This window comes from Pseudarthrobacter sp., from assembly GCF_036675385.1.
Lineage (GTDB): Bacteria > Actinomycetota > Actinomycetes > Actinomycetales > Micrococcaceae > Arthrobacter.
The window spans coordinates 1-15,180 of sequence record NZ_JAKFFD010000124.1; the positions used below are offsets into that span (position 1 = coordinate 1).

The 15,180-nt window shown below is 66.6% G+C and carries 13 protein-coding genes and 1 pseudogene; 7 read left to right on the plus strand and 7 right to left on the minus strand.

What is annotated here, in order from left to right:
• The 4 genes and pseudogenes from V6M49_RS09685 to V6M49_RS09700 form a co-directional block, all read right to left on the minus strand.
• Positions 1-593: pseudogene (locus V6M49_RS09685) on the minus strand (hypothetical protein); the annotation flags it as partial.
• Positions 590-1,843: a TadA family conjugal transfer-associated ATPase gene (locus V6M49_RS09690; protein WP_442959709.1), complete on the minus strand. Its 1,254-nt coding sequence runs from the start codon at positions 1,841-1,843 to the stop codon at positions 590-592. The pseudogene V6M49_RS09685 and the gene V6M49_RS09690, both read right to left, overlap by 4 nt.
• The gene (gene ssd / locus V6M49_RS09695; RefSeq protein ID WP_332760976.1) at positions 1,840-3,081 is read right to left on the minus strand and encodes a septum site-determining protein Ssd; all 1,242 of its coding nucleotides are present in this window, start codon (positions 3,079-3,081) and stop codon (positions 1,840-1,842) included. The genes V6M49_RS09690 and ssd overlap by 4 nt, the downstream gene beginning before the upstream one ends.
• Before the next feature lie 116 nt (positions 3,082-3,197).
• On the minus strand, positions 3,198-3,413 hold the full coding sequence (locus V6M49_RS09700) for an AsnC family protein (protein ID WP_141141581.1): 216 nt from the start codon (positions 3,411-3,413) through the stop codon (positions 3,198-3,200).
• A 96-nt stretch (positions 3,414-3,509) separates the two neighbouring features.
• Between V6M49_RS09700 and V6M49_RS09705 the strand changes: the two genes are divergently transcribed.
• Positions 3,510-5,222 carry a bifunctional 3'-5' exonuclease/DNA polymerase gene (locus tag V6M49_RS09705; protein ID WP_141141582.1) on the plus strand — a complete coding sequence of 571 codons (1,713 nt, stop codon included), beginning with the start codon at positions 3,510-3,512 and terminating at the stop codon, positions 5,220-5,222.
• A gap of 136 nt (positions 5,223-5,358) precedes the next feature.
• Positions 5,359-5,556, plus strand: a complete 198-nt coding sequence (locus V6M49_RS09710; protein ID WP_104060525.1) for a YegP family protein — start codon at positions 5,359-5,361, stop codon at positions 5,554-5,556.
• Positions 5,557-5,642: 86 nt separating this feature from the next.
• On the opposite strand, the gene V6M49_RS09715 is transcribed toward V6M49_RS09710, so the two are convergent.
• Genes V6M49_RS09715 through V6M49_RS09725 form a run of 3 tightly spaced genes read right to left on the minus strand, consistent with a single transcriptional unit; the run spans position 5,643 to position 8,454 of the window.
• Positions 5,643-6,320 carry an NUDIX hydrolase gene (locus V6M49_RS09715; protein ID WP_332760977.1) on the minus strand — a complete coding sequence of 226 codons (678 nt, stop codon included), beginning with the start codon at positions 6,318-6,320 and terminating at the stop codon, positions 5,643-5,645.
• Entirely contained in the window at positions 6,317-7,141 is an 825-nt protein-coding gene (gene nth / locus V6M49_RS09720; protein WP_332760978.1) for an endonuclease III, read from the minus strand. Before nth ends, V6M49_RS09715 begins: the two co-directional genes overlap by 4 nt.
• An 8-nt stretch (positions 7,142-7,149) precedes the next feature.
• Complete coding sequence (locus V6M49_RS09725; protein WP_332760979.1) at positions 7,150-8,454, minus strand: hypothetical protein; 1,305 nt, start codon at positions 8,452-8,454, stop codon at positions 7,150-7,152.
• A gap of 405 nt (positions 8,455-8,859) precedes the next feature.
• Between V6M49_RS09725 and acs the strand changes: the two genes are divergently transcribed.
• The 5 genes from acs to V6M49_RS09750 form a co-directional block, all read left to right on the plus strand.
• Positions 8,860-10,869 carry an acetate--CoA ligase gene (gene acs, locus V6M49_RS09730; RefSeq protein WP_332760980.1) on the plus strand — a complete coding sequence of 670 codons (2,010 nt, stop codon included), beginning with the start codon at positions 8,860-8,862 and terminating at the stop codon, positions 10,867-10,869.
• 209 nt (positions 10,870-11,078) lie between these two features.
• A complete protein-coding gene (locus tag V6M49_RS09735) occupies positions 11,079-12,389 on the plus strand; it encodes an ABC transporter substrate-binding protein (RefSeq protein WP_332760981.1) in 1,311 nt (436 codons plus the stop codon).
• Between the two features lie 133 nt (positions 12,390-12,522).
• Positions 12,523-13,494 (plus strand): carbohydrate ABC transporter permease, encoded by a 972-nt coding sequence (locus V6M49_RS09740; protein ID WP_332760982.1) that lies wholly within the window; start codon positions 12,523-12,525, stop codon positions 13,492-13,494.
• Positions 13,491-14,405 carry a carbohydrate ABC transporter permease gene (locus tag V6M49_RS09745; protein ID WP_141141589.1) on the plus strand — a complete coding sequence of 305 codons (915 nt, stop codon included), beginning with the start codon at positions 13,491-13,493 and terminating at the stop codon, positions 14,403-14,405. Before V6M49_RS09740 ends, V6M49_RS09745 begins: the two co-directional genes overlap by 4 nt.
• Positions 14,406-14,460: 55 nt before the next feature.
• A partial coding sequence (locus V6M49_RS09750; RefSeq protein WP_332760983.1) for a DeoR/GlpR family DNA-binding transcription regulator occupies positions 14,461-15,180 on the plus strand: 720 nt, incomplete at its 3' end.

Genomic DNA, 15,180 nt, shown 5'->3' on the forward strand with positions numbered 1-15,180 from the left:
GGACAGCCGCTGGCTTCGGCAATGTCAAAGCAGGCGGCCAGCTCGCACCAGATCCGTAACTCCCTGCCGTCGGCGCGCGAATGCTCCGCAAGCGCGGCCTTCCGGATCGCCTCAGACACGGGAGCGCCCCGGAACGCTGCTGCCCGGACGGCGCCAAGCATCACCAGGGAGCCTGTGCTGAGGCTCGGACCGCTGCGCCCGGCCGCTGACCCGCGGATTGGTTCCGCCCTTCCGCCAAGGTCCTGCGATGCGCGTGAACCTGCGCCCGTAGGTGCGGAATCTGGCTCCCGACGGCCACCGTGGACCAGCCACAGTTCATCCCATAGCCGTGCCGGAGTGCGTCCGCCCTTCAGCAGCGCAGCAAGCTGCTGCACCACAAGGGTCAGTGGCAGGTCATTCCGTTCCGGTCCGGCACGGAACAACTTGCGCCACGAGCCGCCCGTTCCGGTGCCACCAGCCCCGCCGTGAACCCGAGAGGCGAAGCCTGGTCCTGCACTCCCCACGGCCCGCCGGAAACGGCCTGTGGCACCGCCGGGCGGGCTGAAGAGCAGCACGACCGCCAGCACGAGGACCACGGCCAGCAGAAGTGTCATACGGCGGCACCCGCCTCGAGGGACAGTCCCAGCCGCTTGCTAATCGCCTCCCAGGCTGGACCGGTGCCGACCTGGCCGCGTCCGGCCTCCAACGCCGGAACCACGGTTAGACCGCCGGGACCGTCCTGCACCACGCCCACGCAGGCAACATGCCGCCCATGGCCGGACCGCTCCACGTGGACCACAACATCCAAGGCGCTGGCTGCCTGCAGCCGGACCGCGTCCTGGCCCATGCCTGCCAGAGCTCCCAAAGCTGTCAGGCGGGCCGGGACAGCGGTGGCAGCGTTCGCATGGATGGTCCCTCCCCCGCCAGTGTGGCCTGTGTTCATGGCGGTCAGGAGTTCCCGCACCTCGGCCCCACGGCATTCCCCCACCACCAGCCGGTCCGGCCGCATCCGCAGTGCCTGCCGGACCAGCTCGCCGAGATCCACTTCGCCGCCGCCTTCGAGGTTTCCGTGACGGGACTCCAGCGACACAATGTGCGGATGGACGGGGTTCAGTTCGGACGCGTCCTCAATCAGGACCAGCCGCTCTGCCGGGGAGCACAGCCCCAGCAGGGTGGACAGCAACGTCGTCTTTCCAGAACCCGTGGCCCCGCTGATCAGGAAACTCAGCCGCTGCTCAACAACCCGTTCAAGGACCTCCTGGACCACGCTGCCGAACATGCCGCCGGCACGGAGTTCGTCCATGGTGAAGACCTGCTCCCGCCGGATCCGGACGCTCAGCAAGGTGCCGGCTGTCGAAATGGGCGGCAGGACTGCGTGGACGCGGTATCCGCCCTCAAGCCTGACGTCAACGCACGGGGACCCGTCGTCCAGCCGCCTGCCGCCGGCGGCCACCAGCCGCGATGCCAGAGCCCGCACCTGTGCCTCGCCGGAAAACGAAACCCCTGCCGGTTCGAGGCCCTGACCCCGGTCGATCCAGACCGAGTCCGGGGCGTTGACGAAGATGTCGGTGACGTGGACATCCCGCGTCAGTTCCTGGAGCGGGCCGAGCCCGTTCAGCTCGGCGCTGATCCTTTCCACGGCGGCAAGGGAGCCTGCAGTCCCCAGCAGCCGGCCGGTGGCCTGGACGGCGGCGGCAACCCGGGACGGGGTGACAGGTCCGGCGTCGGCCATGACTGACTCACGGACGGTTTCCAACAGCGCCGAATCCAAAAAGCGCGGATCCAGGACGCGGGCCTGCCGACGGCGTGCCCCCGTCCGCTGGTCCTGGGGCGACGGCGGCGGGACTGGCCGCTGCGCGCTCACGGCAGGTCTCCGACAGGGATGTCGCCGTCCAGCAGATCGAGCACTGAGGCGGCGAAATGCCTGACACTCCGTCGCTTGCCCACGTCAAGGAGCCTGCCGTTTTCCCCGGCAGCCGTAACACCGCGCAGCTCCGGAACCCGGCCCTGGACCGGCAGCCCGACGGCGTCCGCAATCAGTCCGGCGTCCAGCGCGGCCCCGGCCTTGCCCCGGACCAGGAGGGCCGCCTCGACCGGCGGGAGTTCGTGCAGCAGCCGGGCCGTGGCCACTGCGGCCTTCAGCTGCGCCGGCACAACCACGAGGATGCGGTCGCAGTCCCAGGCAAACATGCGCACGGGTTCGGCGCCCCGGCCGATGTCCACCACCACCAGTTCATAGCCCCGCCGGGCCGCATCCAGTACGCCACCCGTGGTGGCGGCATCCACCGGTGCCTGGCGGTCGCGGCTGCCAGGCCAGGACAGGAAGGAAAACCCGCCGGCTACCGGCAGTGAGTCGGCCAGCTGCTCGGGATCGATGCTTCCGCTCGCGTCGGACAGGTCAGGCCAGCGCAGCCCCGGCGTCTCCTCAGCCGCCAGTGCCAGTTCCAGGCCACCGCCCCACGGGTCACCATCAACCAGCAACACGCGCACACCCAGCCCGGCAGCCGCCTGGGCGATCCAGATTGCCGCGGTGGTGGCACCGGCACCGCCGCAGCCCCCTGTAATCCCGAGGACGAGCCCTCCCGCTTCGGGTGACCGCGACCGGCTCAGGTACTCTGCCAGCCAGGCCGCGGCATCCGGAAGCACCGCCACCCGCTCCGCTCCGAGGGCTGTGGCCAGGTGCCAGAGACTGTCCCCCTCCCCGTTCAGGCCCACCAACACGGCAGGGGCCCGCCGCCGCGGCGGCAGCTCGCGGACATCGCTCCCCACCAATACTGCGGCCGCGGCGTCCCAGTACTTGGCGGCATCAGCCACGTCCGCCACCACCCGCAACTGACCGCCAGCGGCAGCCACAATCCGCTCCACTTCGCCCTGCAGAAAGTCGTAGCCGGTGACCAGGAGAACCTCGGCACCAGCGGGGTCCGGCAGCCAGGCTCCCGCAGCCTGTGCCGAGGCAGGCGCACGGGACGTGGATCCACCGGACCTGGAATCACCGGTCTGGGAACCGCCGGAGTCAGATCCCTGCGAAGAGAAGGGCCGCGCGCGGGACAACTGCGTGGAAGGCCGATCGGAAGGGGGTGGCGATAGCTGGTGCCTGCTCATGCAGCAACTCTCCACCGGACTCAAGGGCGAGAAACAGGGGCATTCCACCGTATGTGGACAACTCCCCAGAACGGCCGATAGGCCGGACAGAAAGACGAGCCGAACGGCCGGACCGGTTACTGCTTCCCGTATTTGCGGTGGACGGCCTGCTTGCTGACCCCAAGGCACAGGGCAATGGCCTCCCAAGACAGACCGGCCTGCCTCGCCTTGCGAACCAGGGCCGCTTCGGCGCGGCCGACCTCCTTCTGCAATTCCGCCACCGCGTACAGCGCTTCAGCGGGACCTTTCCCGTCCATTGATGCGACCAGCGTTTTCATCCGCTCTACCTCCATTCGTCAACTTTAGTTGACGAATGGAGGGCCGTCAACATATGTTGACAGCATGGGATTGGGGCTTGAATGTCCCCGCCACAGGGCAGAATTGGACCTATGTATCTGCTGCTCGCCGCCCACGCCCACGGCGCAGCCCTCCAGCAGCTCACCCAGGCCGGCGATCCGCACCCAGACCGCCCCGAACCGCGCCTGATCAGCGCAAGCGAGCTGGCCGGCGTCGTACGCAAGCTGGAAAACCGGCCCCGCGAGGCGCCACCCCGCTGGATCTGGAACCGGACCCAGGACTGGTACCCCGCCCTGCTGGCGGCCGGCGTGGAACTGGAGCGCTGCTATGACCTCGGCTTGTGCGGCAATATCCTGGCGTATTCGCAGTTCACCGCACACACGGAGTATGCGCGGAACGCCGACACGGAGTCGTTGGACGATCCCCAGGAGCCGCCCCGCGCCCTCCAGCCGCCGCCCCCGCCGGCGGATCAGGGCGCCCTCTTTGACGATGTCCGCCACCGCGCCCCACGGCAAGGCCTGGCGGAGCTCCGCGCCGAATACGCCGCCCAGCAGGCTGCCCTGGCCGATGCTGCACCGGAAGAAAACAAGCGGAAACGGCTCCAGCTGCTGCTGGCCGCCGAGTCCGCCGGCGCCATGATCGCCGCGGAGATGCAGCACACCGGCGTCCCTTGGCGCGAGGACCTGCACGAGCAGATCCTGGCCGGCCACCTCGGGCCGCGCCCGCCGTCCGGTCACCGCCCCGCGAAGCTGGAGGCCCTGAACACCGAACTGCGGGGGCTGCTCAACTCGCCCGGACTGAACCCGGACTCGCCGCAGGAACTGATGCGCGCCCTGCACCGCAACGGCATCGAGGTGAAAAGCACGCGGCAGTGGGAGCTGATGGAATCCAGCCACCCCGCCATCGAACCGCTCCTCGCTTACAAGAAACTGTCCCGCCTGCACACCGCCAACGGCTGGGCCTGGCTGGACGCATGGGTAGCCAAGGGCCGCTTCCAGCCCGAGTATGTCGTGGGCGGTGTGGTGTCCGGCCGCTGGGCCTCGCGGGGCGGCGGGGCCCTGCAGATCCCGCGGCAGATCCGCGGCGCCGTCCATGCGGATCCCGGCTACAAGCTCATCGTCGCGGACGCCTCCCAGCTGGAACCCCGCGTGCTGGTGGCGCTGGCGCAGGACTCCAAAATGGCGGAAGCAGCGCGCGACAAGGACCTGTACGCCGGCATTGCCGCCCAGGGGTTCGGCGGCGATCGCGCCAAGGCGAAGGTCGCCCTCCTCGGCGCCATCTATGGCGCCACCACAGGCGAATCGGGGCGCCTGATGCCGCAGCTGGCACGGACCTACCCCCGCGCCGTCGGCTTCGTGGAGCAGGCGGCGCGCGACGGCGAGGCCGGCGGCACCGTGACCACCCGGCTTGGCCGGAGCAGCCCGCCCCCGTCGGAAGGGTGGTACCGGAGCCAGCAGTCCGCCACTGCCGAGGAGCAGCGCCGCGCGGAATCCATTGCCCGTTCCCGCGGCCGCTTCACCCGCAACTTTGTGGTGCAGGGATCCGCCGCTGACTGGGCGGCGTGCTGGCTGGCGGAATTACGACGGCGGCTGCGGGCCTTGCGTGCCGACGGTTCCGTTCAGGCGGAGCTGGTGTTCTTCCTGCATGACGAGGTGATGGTCCACGCCCCCGAGGCCGGCGTCCAGGCCTGCATCCGGGCCATCGAGGAAGCTGCAGCCGCCGCGAAGGAACTGCTGTTCGGCCCCATTCCGGTGGAATTCCCCGTCAGTGTGGCCGTGGTGGACTCCTACGACCACGCAAAGTAGCAAATTCGGTTAGCCCGAAGAAACCTACCCGGGAGTAGCTGGCCGAAGCTCTGTGACCATGGTTACATCGGAGCAGCGACTGAAGCAGGCGGTCCAGCTAATCATGCAAAGAGGCATAACAGGGGAGGTCCGGCATATGGCGGGCAGGTTTGAAATACATCGTGTAAGTGACGAGTGCTATCGGCTCAGGCTCACTGACTCGAACGGAAACACCGTGGCGGTTTCGCCCGACTTCAAGCATCTTGGTGCATTGAAGGACGGCATCAACGCCCTGCGTGAAAACGCAGCAACCGGCATTGTTGTTGATCTTAGGCAGCAGCCGCTCACCAGCTGAGGCGGTGTGCGCGCGCCCGGCGGGCTCAGTCCCGCCGGGCCACACGGACCCTGCGAGCTACCCCGAACCTATGAGCTATCCCGAACCTAGAAGACCACCTCATGGAGCCGCGTCCGGTCCCACGGCACGGCCCAGCCCAGCTGCTCAAAGAGTCCATCGAGAATGATCCCGGTGAAGCCCCAGACAAGCACGCCGCTGACCAAGAAGGCCGGGCTGCTGAACGTCCTGCCGTCGCGACTGACCGTGGCTGTCACCCGGTTGGCGGGGTCCAGCAGGTCCCGGACGGGGATCCGGAAAACCTGGGCGGATTCGGCGTAGTCCACAACGTGCACCGGCGACGGCGACGCCCACCATCCGAGCACCGGCGTCACCAGGAAGTTGCTGCGCGCCAGCCCAAGCTCCTGCAGCACGCCCAGGACCTCCACACCGGCGGAGTCCAGTCCGGTTTCCTCCTCGGCTTCCCGCAGGGCTGCGGCAACCGGGGTTTCGTCCTCGTCGATGGAACCGCCGGGAAAGGCGACCTGGCCGGGGTGGGAATCCAGGGTGTGCGCGCGTTCCAGCAGCAGGACATCAAGATCTGCCGCGGCCAGGGGTTTGCCGGAGGCCGCGGGAACGTCGTCCAGCACACCGAAAAGCATCAGGACTGCCGCCTTGCGGGCTATGGTTTCATCCACAGTCAGTGCCGCCCAGGCAGTGTTCGGCGCGGTGACGTCGCCGCTGTCCGATCTGCGCACCAGGTCGATCAGGTCCTGGCGTGCGCTCACGGGTGCCGCCTCTGCGATTCCATCCGGATTTCAGCGGCGCGGTGCGTCTCGGCCAGCAACCGTTCCAGGAGGCTCTCGCTCCCGGGCGCCAACTCGTATTTAAGGAGTTTGGCAGCTTTGACGGGGTCAGTCTCGCCCAACCCATAGCTGGGGCACCAGTTGGCTACCGGACACGCGCCGCAGGCTGGCTTCCGTGAGTGGCACACCCGCCGCCCGTGGAACACCACCCGATGCGAGAGCATGGTCCAGTCCTTGGGCTCAAACAGTTCAGCGACGTCGAATTCGACCTGTACCGGGTCCTCGGACGTGGTCCAGCCGAAGCGCCGGGCGAGCCGGCCGAAGTGCGTATCCACAGTGATCCCGGGGACGCCGAAGGCATTGCCGAGCACCACATTGGCAGTCTTACGCCCCACTCCCGGCAGCGTCACCAGGTCTTCCAGACGGCCGGGGACCACGCCGTCGTACTCGTCCACCAGGCGGGTGCTCAGGGCCAGCACGCTCTTCGTTTTGGCCCGGAAAAAGCCGGTGGGCTGCAGGATCGCTTCCAGTTCGGCGGGATCGGCCTCTGACATGGCCCGGGCGTCCGGGTACCGTGCGAACAGGATCTTGGTGACCTGGTTGACCAGCACATCGGTGGTCTGGGCCGACAGGACGGTGGCCACGACCAGTTCAAACGGGTTTCGGAAATCCAGCTCGGCGTGGGCATAGGGATACTTCTCCGCCAGGGCCTTGTTGATCCGCCGCGCCCGGCGCTTCAACGCCAGCAAAGACTCCGGGGCTGTTGCGGCCGGGCCGGATCCGGGTTTACGGGACGTGGCCACGGGGCCGGCTAGCCGCGCTCGATGTTGCTGAGGTCGCGCAGCACGCCCACCCGTCCGTCGGTGTGCTGGACCAGGAATTCGTGGCCCCGGTCTTCCAGGGCCAGCACCCAGCCGCCCGGTTCAATCACAAAGGCGGGGGCGCCGGTCTGGGGGTCCACCGCGGTCCGGTGCTGTGCCACGGCAAACCAGAACGCCTCATGCGCCGGCTCTTCGTACGATTCTTCCGGCCTGGATGCCGGATCCACGGTGGCGCCGATGGGCTCCACGCGGCGCACCTGCTGATGCACGGCCGTCGGCGCAGGTTCCGCGGCAGACTGGCGAGTCGAGGCAGCGACGCCTGTGCCGACGTCGTGGGTTGCTGCTTCAGGGGCAGCGGCGGCGGACGCCGTAGCGGTCGGCGTAGGGGCAGCCGCAGCCGCGGTCGGGATGTCACCCGCAGATGTCTCCGCAACGGCGGGCGCCGTGGAGGTGCCCTTCGCTGAAAGGGAAGGCACGACGTCGGCCGCCTGGGTTGCGGGGCTCGGGTCGCCGGCAGCGGACCACTCGCTCACCTCGGGGGCGGAGGAGACGGCAGCGGCGGCAGCCGGGGCAGCCGGGGCAGAGAAGGCTCCGGCCGAAGCGGCGGGGGTGGCGGCACGCGCAGAAGTTGCCGCCGCCGAAGATGGGGCAACAGGCGCGGAAGCCTCCGGAACGGGCGTGGCCGCAGGCTTGGGTTCCTTGGGCGTGTGCGGCTTGGGCAGCGGGACAGCCGAGTCGCGCGCCATCACGTGGGCCGGGGTTTCGTCCCGCCCCAGGAAGTCGCCGGCGAAGTACGGAATGAAGCGGCTCAGCACGGTGCCCGCGAACAGCACGACGGAACCCACCAGGCCCACCAACAGGCTGGGCACGAAGGCCGCGGCCGTGGAAACGAAGAAGAACGCCAGTGCAAAGGAAGCCACCACAGACCCAAACTGGTCAACGGACAGCGAACCGATGCGGACCTTCGTGGCGGGAGCGAGCCGGCGGGCAGCAAAGAGTGCCGTGACAATCAGCGGCAGCACAATGCCGAGACCCAGGAAGAACAGGCTGCCTGCATTCCAGAGATTAAACCGGCCGAAGAAGATGGGCAGCAGCGAGGCAACCAGCAGAATGAGGGTGGCGGCGAAAACCGCCAGGTCCCGCAGCGTGAACGGACCCAGCACGGCCTGGTTGGTGGTGCCCGGCTTGGCGCCGGCAGGCTTCTGCACGCCCTTCGCTGAGCCGCCTCCCGGGGTGCTGCCAGGCCCGGCCTCGGTTGCGCGGCCAAACTTCTGGCCGAAGCTTTGCTGGTTCATTCTGTACTCCTTAGCGTGGCGGCACCGGGACGGTTCCGTCCCAAAACTGTGCCGTCCGAAACGGCGGCAACGGCCAGGCCCGGCAGTGATACACCGGATCCGACAGCTCCGTAGAAAGTCACAATTCAATCTCAGCCTAGTCAACCGCATGGCCGATCACTAGCTGATCCGCAGTGGCGGGACGCCAGCGGGCAGGGTCCTTTAACCATTCAACGCTAAATAAACGCCGTTCGCGGGGGCCATTGTGACAGCGGACACGTCGCAGCCCCGGCGCGTATTAGGCTTGATTCCGGAACAGCTCTTTGCGGAATGTCCGTGATCGGCCGCTACCCTGCCGCGCAAAGCGGCGGAGCACGGCCGGGCGACGACAGCCGCTGAAAAGACCGATGAATGATGAGGTTCACCATGTCTCAGGACACTCCCGGCTCCACGGCCACCGCTCCCGCAGCTTCCGTGCAGACCGACCAGCAGGGCGACGCCTTTGAAAACCTGCTGCACGAAAACCGCACTTTCGCCCCCAGCCCCGAATTCGCTGCCGACGCCGTTGTCACCGCCGCTGACTATGCAGAGGCCGACGCCGGCCGCCCGGCTTTCTGGGCGAAGAAGGCCCGCGAACTGCTCACCTGGAGCAAAGACTTCGACCAGGCACTGGACTGGTCCAACCCGCCGTTCGCCAAATGGTTCGTGGGCGGCGAGGTCAACGCCGCATACAACGCGCTGGACCGCCATGTGGAGAACGGCCTCGGGGACCGGGTGGCCATCTACTTCGAGGGCGAACCCGGCGACTCCCGCACCTACACGTACGCCCAGCTCACTGAAGAGGTCAAGAAGGCCGCCAATGCCTTCGAGTCCCTCGGGGTTGGCAAGGGTGACCGGGTGGCCGTTTACCTGCCCATGATCCCGGAGGCCGTCATCACGCTGCTGGCCTGCGCCCGCATCGGTGCCGTGCACTCCGTGGTGTTCGGCGGGTTCTCCGCCGACGCCCTGCGCTCCCGGATCGAGGACGCCGAAGCCAAGCTCGTTGTCACCGCGGACGGCACGTACCGCCGCGGCAAGCCCAGCGCGCTCAAGACCGCCGTGGACGAGGCCCTTTCCGTCGACGGGCACACGGTCCAGAACGTTGTGGTGGTCAAGCGCAACGGCCAGAACGTGGACTGGCACGAAGGCCGGGACCACTGGTGGGCGGACACCGTGGAGCTGGCCTCCGCCGAGCACAAGGCGGTGGGACACGACTCCGAACACCCGCTGTTCATCCTGTACACGTCCGGCACCACGGGCAAGCCCAAGGGCATCCTGCACACCACCGGCGGCTACCTCACCCAGGGCGCCTACACCCACAAGGCCGTGTTCGACCTCCACCCCGAAACGGATGTCTTCTGGTGCACGGCCGACGTCGGCTGGGTCACCGGCCACACGTACGTCGCCTACGCCCCGCTCATCAACGGCGCCACCCAGGTGATGTACGAGGGCACCCCGGATTCCCCGCACCAGGGCCGCTGGTGGGAGATCATCGAGAAGTACAAGGTCTCCATCCTGTACACCGCCCCCACGGCCATCCGGACCTTCATGAAGTGGGGACGGGACATCCCGGACAAGTACGATCTGACCTCCCTCCGGGTCCTCGGTTCCGTGGGCGAATCCATCAACCCGGAAGCCTGGATGTGGTACCGGGAGGTCATCGGCGGCAACAAGGCACCGATCGTGGACACGTGGTGGCAGACCGAAACCGGCGCCCAGATGATCGCCCCGCTGCCCGGCGTCACCGCCACGAAGCCCGGCTCGGCCCAGACCCCGCTGCCCGGCATCGCGGTGGACGTCGTTGATGAGCAGGGCGAATCCGTGCCGGACGGCCACGGCGGCTTCCTGGTGATCCGGGAGCCTTGGCCCGCCATGCTCCGCGGCATCTGGGGCGACCCCGAGCGGTTCAAGGAGACCTACTGGTCCCGCTTCGAAGGCATGTACTTCGCCGGCGACGGCGCCAAGAAGGACGAGGACGGCGACATCTGGCTCCTGGGCCGCGTGGATGACGTTATGAACATCTCCGGGCACCGGCTCTCCACCACTGAAATCGAATCCGCCCTGGTCAGCCACCCGTCCGTGGCCGAAGCCGCCGTTGTGGGCGCCGCGGACGAGACCACCGGCCAGGCCGTCGTCGCGTTCGTGATCCTGCGCGGCGACGCCGTGGACAAGGGCGAGGTCACCATCCAGGAACTCCGCAACCACGTAGGCAAGGAAATCGGGCCCATCGCCAAGCCCAAAACCATCCTCGTGGTCCCGGAACTGCCCAAGACCCGCTCCGGCAAGATCGTCCGCCGCCTGCTCAAGGACATCGCCGAAGGCCGCGAATCCGGCGACGCCACTACTCTGGCCGACACCACAGTGATGCAGCAGATTGCGCAGTCGCTCAGAAAGTAACAGCCGCCTCACCACCCGGCCCGGCGCCATCGAGTGGCCCCGATTCTCCCGTCCCCACGGGAAAATCGGGGCCGCTCGCTGTTTGGGACGATTCAAAAAAGTCAATACCAAGAATGTTATTTCCCGTTCTTCCATGTTCTGTTTTGACCGTTTATAGTCAGATGCAATGTGAGGTGTCTCACATGCGGCTATTTTTCAAGGGAGAGAACATGGCTTCACAGTTTGATCCGTCTGCAACTGCTTTTCCCAGCAGGCGAAGCATCCTCAAGACCGTTGGCATAGGCGCAGCAGGCCTGGCCGGCATTCCACTGCTCGCAGCCTGCACGGGCGGAAGTGCGCCATCCGCCACGGGTTCCGGCTCCCCCGGCCTTACCTTCGGTTCCGGGTCCTCCGATGACGTCCCCAAGCGGGCGTACCAGGCTGTCACCGACGCCTTCACGGCCAAGACCGGCAAGAAGGTCACCACGAACGTGGTGCCCCACAATGATTTCCAGAACAAGATCAACTCCTACCTGCAGGGCTCCCCGGACGATACGTTCACGTGGTTCGCCGGATACCGCATGCAGTACTACGCAGGCAAAGGGCTCCTTGCGCCCATCGACGACGTCTGGGAGACCATCGGCGGCAACTACTCCGATGCGCTGAAGAAAGCCTCCACCGGACCGGACGGCAAGATGTACTTCGTACCCAACTACAACTACCCGTGGGGGTTCTTCTACCGGAAGAGCCTCTGGGCCGAAAAGGGGTACGAGGTGCCGGAGACCTTTGACGCCCTCAAGGCCCTCGCCACGAAGATGAAGGCAGATGGCATCATTCCCATCGGCTTCGCCGACAAGGACGGCTGGCCGGCCATGGGCACGTTCGACTACATGAACATGCGGCTCAACGGCTACCAGTTCCATGTGGACCTGTGCGCGCACAAGGAATCCTGGGACCAGCAAAAGGTCAGCGCGGTCTTCGACACCTGGGCGGCGCTCCTTCCCTTCCAGGATCCGGCAGCCCTCGGCCAGACCTGGCAGGACGCCGCCAAGGCGCTGGAAGCCAAGAAGACCGGCATGTACCTGCTGGGTTCCTTCGTCACCCAGCAATTCACCGACCCGGCGGTGCTGGCGGACATCGATTTCTTCGCCTTTCCGGAAATCGCCATGGAAGGCCGCGACGCCGTCGAAGCCCCCATTGACGGCCTCCTGCTGTCCAAAAAGGGCGGGGAGAACAAGGCGGCCCGCGACTTCATGGCGTTCCTCGGCACCGCCGAGGCCCAGGACGCCTACGCCGCCGTGGATGCGTCCAACATTGCCACCGCCAAGGGCACGGACACCTCCAAGTTCAGCCCGCTCAACAAGAAGTGTGCGGACACCATCGCCGACGCGAAGTACATCAGCCAGTTCTTCGACCGGGACGCCCTGCCCGCCATGGCCAATAACGTGATGATCCCGGCCCTGCAGAGCTTCATCAAGGACGGCAAAATAGACGTCAAGAACCTCGAGGCCCAGGCCAAAACGCTCTACGCCGCGCAGTAAATCCAGGGCCGCACTTCCAGCCTCGTCAGCGCCGTTTCCAAGGCGACCAGCCAGAACGGAACGACGACGGCGGCGCAGGCTCCCGCCGCCGTCGTTCCCTTCCAGCGTCCCCACCAATAGAGGGAAGACTTCCATGAGCAGCACCGCACAAGAACTGATACCGCCGGAAGCGCGGGAGCCCGGCGGCGGCCGTATCCGGCGGGCCAGAGGCGGGCGGGTCCGCCGCCTGACCGGGCGGGACAAAGTGGTCCTGTCGCTGATGGTGGGGATCCCCACCCTAATCGAACTGACCCTGGTCTGGCTGCCGACGCTGATGTCCGTGGGGCTCAGCTTCAGCCGTTGGAACGGCCTGGACCTGGCCGACATACGCCCCGCCGGCACGGCGAACTACCAGTACATCACCCAGGACTACCCGCCCTTTTGGCCGGCGGTGCAGCACAACCTGCTGTGGCTCCTGTTCCTGGCCCTGATTGCCACACCGCTGGGCCTGCTGCTCGCCGTGCTGCTGGACCAGAACATCAGGGGCAGCAAGATTTACCAGAGCATCTTCTTCGCACCCGTGATGTTGTCACTGGCCCTGGTCGGCATCATCTGGCAGCTCTTTTACCAGCGCGACAACGGACTCCTAAACTTCCTCCTGGGCACCGCCGGGACACCGCAGGCCGTCGACTGGTTCGGGGACTCCTCCGTGAACATCTGGGCCGCCATGATCGCGGCGACGTGGCGGCATGCCGGCTACGTCATGCTCCTTTACCTGGCCGGGCTGAAGGGCGTGGACCCGACCCTCAAGGAAGCCGCCGCCATCGACGGAGCCAACGCAGGGCAGACTTTCTTCCGCGTGGTGTTCCCGGCCATGCGCCCCATCAATATCGTCATCGTGGTGATCACTATCATCGAATCGCTGCGTGCCTTTGACGTGGTTTACGTCATCAACCGCGGAACCAACGGCCTGGAAATGCTCAGCGCCCTAGTGATCCAGAACCTCGTGGGCGAAGGCCAGGTGATCGGCGTCGGCTCGGCACTGGCAGTGGTGCTGCTGGTCATCTCCCTTGTTCCCATCGTCTTCTACCTCAGCCGCACCTTCGGCAAGGAGAACAAAGCATGAGCACCAACACAGCCCGCACCGGCCGGACTGCTGCCGCAGCGGCGCCCCGCTCCGGCAGCAGGCCCAAGCGCCACTACGGGACCCATATCTTCCTGGCCGTCATGGCGGTGATGTGGCTGATCCCGCTGGGTTGGTCGCTTTTCACCGCCCTCCGCCCGGTGGCCTCGACGAACCAGTACGGCTATTTCAGCTTTGCCGGCGACTTCAACTTCGACAACTTCGCCCAGGCCTGGACCCAGGGCGGGTTTTCCACGTACTTCTGGAACTCGGTCATCATCACCGTCCCGGCTGTGCTGCTGACCCTGTTCCTTGCCTCCCTCATGGCCTTCGCCGTCAGCCGGGTGAGCTGGAAGTTCAACATCACGCTGCTCATCATGTTCACCGCCGGCAACCTGCTTCCCCCGCAGGTCCTCGCCGCCCCGCTGTTCGAGATGGCAAAGCACTTCGAAGTGCCGTACTCGTTCAGCGATTCCGGAAACATGCTGAACACCTACATCATTGTGATCGCGGTCAATACCGCCTTCCAGATGGGTTTCTGCACCTTCGTCCTGTCCAACTACATGAAGGCGCTCTCCGCGGACCTGACCGAGGCCGCCCTGGTGGACGGGGCCGGCATCTGGCGGCAGTACCGGGAGATCATCATGCCACTCTGCCGGCCGGCGTTCGCCGCACTCGGCACGCTTCAGGTCATCTTCATCTACAACGACTACTTCTGGCCCCTCATCTTCATCCAGAGCGGCAACCGGCTTCCGATCACCACGGCCATCAACAACCTGCAGGGCGAATTCCTGAACAACTACAACCTCCTGGCCGCCGGCGCAGTCATCACTGTCATTCCCACGCTGGTGATCTACCTGCTCCTGCAGCGGCAGTTTGTTGCGGGGCTGACTCTTGGTTCAAGCAAGGGGTAGACCATCATGGAACGTGACGGGGATATCACACCCGCCTCAGCCCGAAAGGAATTACATGCTCCCCGCAGCACGCCACCAGGCAATCGTGGACGCCGTCCAGCGCGAACGGGTTGTCCGCGTCTCGGACCTCGCCCAGCAACTGGGCGTTTCCCTGATGACTGTCCGCCGGGATATCGAGCTGCTGGAGGATGGTGGCAAACTGGAGCGTATCCACGGCGGCGCCAAGCTCCCCGGCGATGTCAGCACGCATGAGCCTGGCTTCGAGCTCAAGTCCACCCAGCTGACCGCGGAGAAGCGCGCCATCGCGCTGGAGGCTGCCGGCCTGGTGCATGAGGGCATGGCTGTCGGTCTCAGCGCCGGGACCACCACGTGGGCCCTGGCCAAGGAACTGGTCAACGGCCCGCGGATCACGGTGGTCACCAACTCCGTGCGCATTGCTGACCTCTTCCACCACGCCGCGTCCGGCGGCTCGGCCCGCTTCACATCCACCGTGATCCTGATCGGCGGCGAGCGCACGCCGTCGGACGCTTTGGTGGGACCCATCGCGACGGCGGCACTCAAGCAGCTGCACCTGGACGTGCTGTTCCTGGGCGTGCACGGCATGGACGCCGACGCCGGCTTCACCACCCCCAACCTGTTGGAGGCCGAGACGGACCGGGCGTTCGTCGCAGCCGCCCGGAAAACCGTGGTCCTCGCCGACCACACCAAGTGGGGGCTCCTGGGCATCAGCACGATTGCCCCGCTGGACGCCGCAGATGAGGTCATCAGCGACGCC

Coding starts and splice junctions, on each gene's coding strand:
- ssd (WP_332760976.1), bottom strand. CDS start 3,081: ATGAGCAGGCACCAGCTATCGCCACCCCCTTCCGATCGGCCTTCCACG.
- V6M49_RS09700 (WP_141141581.1), bottom strand. CDS start 3,413: ATGGAGGTAGAGCGGATGAAAACGCTGGTCGCATCAATGGACGGGAAA.
- V6M49_RS09705 (WP_141141582.1), top strand. CDS start 3,510: ATGTATCTGCTGCTCGCCGCCCACGCCCACGGCGCAGCCCTCCAGCAG.
- V6M49_RS09710 (WP_104060525.1), top strand. CDS start 5,359: ATGGCGGGCAGGTTTGAAATACATCGTGTAAGTGACGAGTGCTATCGG.
- V6M49_RS09725 (WP_332760979.1), bottom strand. CDS start 8,454: ATGAACCAGCAAAGCTTCGGCCAGAAGTTTGGCCGCGCAACCGAGGCC.
- acs (WP_332760980.1), top strand. CDS start 8,860: ATGTCTCAGGACACTCCCGGCTCCACGGCCACCGCTCCCGCAGCTTCC.
- V6M49_RS09735 (WP_332760981.1), top strand. CDS start 11,079: ATGGCTTCACAGTTTGATCCGTCTGCAACTGCTTTTCCCAGCAGGCGA.
- V6M49_RS09740 (WP_332760982.1), top strand. CDS start 12,523: ATGAGCAGCACCGCACAAGAACTGATACCGCCGGAAGCGCGGGAGCCC.
- V6M49_RS09745 (WP_141141589.1), top strand. CDS start 13,491: ATGAGCACCAACACAGCCCGCACCGGCCGGACTGCTGCCGCAGCGGCG.